The organism is Lutibacter sp. (assembly GCF_040883305.1).
Classification (GTDB): Bacteria; Bacteroidota; Bacteroidia; order Flavobacteriales; family Flavobacteriaceae; genus Lutibacter.
This window is the reverse complement of sequence record NZ_JBFLKT010000268.1, coordinates 1-4,155: the sequence shown is the minus strand read 5'-3', so window position 1 is coordinate 4,155 and position 4,155 is coordinate 1. Positions and strand designations below refer to the sequence as shown.

4 protein-coding genes and 1 pseudogene are annotated in these 4,155 nt (G+C 30.0%); 3 read left to right on the top strand and 2 right to left on the bottom strand.

Annotated elements, in window-relative coordinates; translation table 11 throughout:
- On the top strand, window positions 1–1,118 hold a 1,118-nt coding region (locus AB1Z17_RS08375; protein ID WP_368051351.1), incomplete at its 5' end, for an NRAMP family divalent metal transporter.
- 34 nt (window positions 1,119–1,152) lie between these two features.
- A complete protein-coding gene (lipA, locus tag AB1Z17_RS08370; protein WP_368051350.1) occupies window positions 1,153–2,028 on the top strand; it encodes a lipoyl synthase in 876 nt (291 codons plus the stop codon).
- Window positions 2,029–2,163: 135 nt separating this feature from the next.
- On the opposite strand, the gene AB1Z17_RS08365 is transcribed toward lipA, so the two are convergent.
- Window positions 2,164–2,643 (bottom strand): hypothetical protein, encoded by a 480-nt coding sequence (locus AB1Z17_RS08365; RefSeq protein WP_368051349.1) that lies wholly within the window; start codon window positions 2,641–2,643, stop codon window positions 2,164–2,166.
- Between the two features lie 6 nt (window positions 2,644–2,649).
- Complete coding sequence (locus AB1Z17_RS08360; RefSeq protein ID WP_368051348.1) at window positions 2,650–3,873, bottom strand: C10 family peptidase; 1,224 nt, start codon at window positions 3,871–3,873, stop codon at window positions 2,650–2,652.
- Between the two features lie 63 nt (window positions 3,874–3,936).
- Between AB1Z17_RS08360 and AB1Z17_RS08355 the strand changes: the two are divergent.
- Window positions 3,937–4,059 (top strand): annotated as a pseudogene (locus AB1Z17_RS08355) (lipoyl synthase); the annotation flags it as partial.
- Between the last annotated feature and the right edge of the window lie 96 nt (window positions 4,060–4,155).

The window sequence follows — 4,155 nt, the reverse complement described above, 5'->3', positions numbered from 1 at the left end:
TTGGTTTTGGTTTAATTTGGGCTTTGGTATTAATACATATTGTTAAATATCCTTTTTTTCAATTTGGCCCAAGGTATGCAACCGCAACTGGAGAGAGTTTATTAGATGGCTATAAAAAACTAGGAAAAGGCGTTTTACTAACCTATTTTATTCTAAACTTAGCTACAATGTTTACCATACAGGCTGCGGTTACTATTGTTACAGCTGGATTAGCAGCAACTCTGTTTGGAATTACTACAAACCCAGTTATATGGAGTATTATTATTACACTAATTTGTTTTTCACTATTAGTAATAGGGAAATATAAATTATTAGATAATTTAATGAAACTTATTATTATAACTTTAACAATAAGCACTTTAGTAGCCTTAACTATTGCTTATTTTAATTCAAACGCAACCCTAAATTTTACTCAAATATTACCTAAAGGAAGTATCGAAATAGGTTTTTTAATTGCATTTTTAGGATGGATGCCAGCACCTCTCGATGTTTCTATTTGGCAATCTCTTTGGGCAATTGAAAAACAGAAAGACAAGACTCTTAAGTTCAACACAAAGCAATCAATCTTCGATTTTAATATAGGTTTTGCTGGAACCTTAGTTTTAGGAATTTGTTTTGTTTCTTTAGGTGCCCTGATTATGTTTAATTCTGGTGAAACTTTTAGCAGTAGTGCCGTAAAATTTTCACAACAACTCATACATTTATACACTAAAAGCTTAGGATCTGAAATGTATATTTTTATTGCCGCAGCTGCATTTACAACAATGTTTAGCACAACACTTACAACCTTAGATGCTTCGCCCAGAGCAATGACAAAGGCTTTTGATTTACTTACAAATAAATCTTATAAAAATATATATTGGTTTTGGATTGGCTTTCTAGCAGTTGGAACTATTGCCATTTTACTGTTTTTTATGTCTGAAATGGGCGTTTTAATTAAAATTGCAACAATACTATCTTTTTTAACAGCCCCTTTTTATGCTATCATAAATTTCCAATTAATATCTGGAAAACACACTCCGAAAGAATGGAGACCTTCAACTCCATTAAAACTATTAAGTTGGTTTGGAATTTTATTTTTAGTAGGATTTAGCATTTGGTATTTATTCAGTTTATAAATTCTTTGTATTTTTGCATTCAATTTTGAATGAAATGAGCGAAGAAACAACAACCCCAACAGAAAAGAAAATACAAAAGCCAAAATGGTTACGTGTAAAACTGCCTGTTGGAAAAAAATATACGGAATTAAGAAATGTAGTTGATAAATACAAATTAAACACTATTTGTACAAGTGGAAGCTGTCCTAATATGGGCGAATGTTGGACTGAAGGTACAGCAACTTTTATGATCTTAGGGAATATTTGCACACGTTCTTGTGGATTCTGTGGTGTAAAAACCGGAAGACCAGAAACTGTAGATTGGGAAGAACCAGAAAAAGTTGCACGTTCTATTAAATTAATGAATATTAAACATGCCGTAATTACATCAGTAGATAGAGATGATATAAAAGATGGTGGTTCTATTATTTGGGCAGAAACTGTAAATGCCATTAGAAGAGCAAATCCAAATACTACTCTAGAAACTTTAATTCCAGATTTTCAAGGAAATACCACTAACATTGATAGAATTTTGGCCGTTGCTCCTGAAGTAATATCTCATAATTTAGAAACTGTCAGACGCTTAACACGTGAGGTTAGAATACAAGCAAAATACGACCGAAGTTTAGAAGTTTTAAAATATATGAAAAACCAAGGTCAACGTAGAACTAAATCTGGTATTATGCTTGGTTTAGGTGAAACTGAAGCTGAAGTTATAGAAACTATGCAAGATTTAGCAAATGCTAAAGTTGATATTTTAACCATTGGCCAGTATTTACAACCTAGTAAAAAGCACTTACCTGTTAAAGAATTTATTACGCCTGAACAATTTGATAAATATAAGCAAATTGGATTAGAACTAGGTTTTAGACATGTAGAAAGTAGCGCTTTAGTGAGATCATCTTATAAAGCTCAAAAGCATTTAGAGTAGAATATTTTATTCTATTTTAAAGGAAAAGCATTAGGTTATTGCTGGTTTGCTATTTTTAGTTATAAAAAAAAACAGTTAAGTACCAAACTTTAAAATTGGCACTTAACTGCTATTTTTTAAATTTGTTACCTAAAGTTATTTTATTAATTTAAAGTATGGATCCACAGTATTGCTACCTATTTCCCAAACCTGCTCTCCGTTTAACCAAATAATGTTTTGCATTACACTGTTTGATGTTCTATTATAAACAACTTCTACAGTATCTGTATCACCTTCATTCCATTGAATATAGGTAATTGGTTTTTCAGATGTTTCTGTATGGTTTAGAGTAATTCCAATTCTGTACTCATTTTCGTGTTTAAATACTAAAAAATTTCTTGAGTTAGTCAAATTTGGGTTATAAACATTTACTTTTTCCCCGTTGATAACATAAAATATTCTAATGCTTTCTGTATCTATTTTATTAGGGTTTTCAGGGTTCAATAAATCTTCATTATTGGCGTTAGAAATAGAAAATTCCAAACCTGAACCTAAATAAAAAGCATCTATTGTATCATTAGATTTGTTACAAGCAATAAAAGTTGTTACCGCAAGTATTATTAGTAATTTTTTCATAATTATTTAAGGTATTATATTATAAATCATTTTTTTATCATTATTAAAATTATAAATATCAGGGTTAAAATTATCAAATGCAAACCAACCGTTGCTATCACCGTTTTGCCAACCCCAATTCATATTAAAATAAAGGTATCTAATCGAAGAACAATTATCAAAGTAGTATGTATAAGTTTGGTAACCATCGCATACCCACATATGACCAACAGAACCATCATCCCCTCTTAATATAACGGGTCTATTTGCAGAAATATTATTTATTACAATATGACGATCATAATTTCCATAGCTAGCTGAAGAGTAATTGAACTGACTTTTTAAAACAGTACCTATATTAACATCAGTAGAAGATACATTTGTTGCTGTACATGTATATTCAGGCCATTGGTTATTGACAGTACCTATAGCATTATGTATGTCTTCTATAAAATTTGCTGTTGTAGTTGTACCATACGTTAATGGCATTAAAGACCAATTATAACTTATAGGATACTCATGGTATTTCATTACCTGTGCCATAGCAATGGGTACACAACCTGTTAAAACCTGAAAATTAGTTCCACTACAAGTAATATAAGGTAATGCATCATTAAATCCACCACTTTGAAACCATTTAGAACTAAGCAATGGTTCCTTAATGTAAGTTACTGAATGCTCATTACAGTCTCCTGGATCTCCAGGTTCTGGTTCTTCAAATTTTCCAGAATTAATTTCAGTACCTGGTATTATTTGAATTCTTTCCCAAACTAGCTTTACTTTTTCAGATTGTTTTAAACTTGAATTTTGAATTTCGGTTATTTGTTTTTTAGCATCATTTATCCAAAATTTTAATCCAAGAGGATTATTGTTTACGTCAAGGGTAAATTTGCCTTCCTCAGATAACGCAAGTATTGGTTGAATTCTGTTGTCCGCAGATAAAAGAATAAATCCTCCTTCATTATAATTTATAACGTAAAATGAAGTTTTTCCTTTTTCATTCTTAATTTCATCAATTGTCTTAACAGTTTTAGTTATAGAAATAGGTGTAATGCTTTTACTTGCATTAGTATTGCCTTTAGTTTCAAAAGTAATTACCCTGGCAATTTCTTTTGCTATTGATAGTTCTACAAAGTTTTCTTGTGTTTTAATATTTGCATTTTCTAACTCAACATCATTCGAACAAGAATATACGGATAATAGAATAAAAATAATAAATGTTGACAGTTTTACTCGTTTTAATTTTTTCACAGCTTTTTTAAATTTAAATTTATTAAACATTTAAACATTATATAATGATTTTTATCATATAATCAATTTGTAACTCCAGAACAGTTTGATAAATACAAAAAAATAGGCTTAAAAATGGGCTTTAGACACGTAGAAAGTAGCGCTTTGGTTAGATCGTCTTATAAAGCTCAAAAACATTTGGAGTAATTAAACAATACTATTTAGTTTAACTTTTAATTAACAATAGTAGCCTGTTTTTTGGCACGAGTATTGCTTTAAAGTAAACGAAGCAAAGAAGTTGTT

Coding starts and splice junctions, on each gene's coding strand:
- lipA (WP_368051350.1), top strand. CDS start 1,153: ATGAGCGAAGAAACAACAACCCCAACAGAAAAGAAAATACAAAAGCCA.
- AB1Z17_RS08365 (WP_368051349.1), bottom strand. CDS start 2,643: ATGAAAAAATTACTAATAATACTTGCGGTAACAACTTTTATTGCTTGT.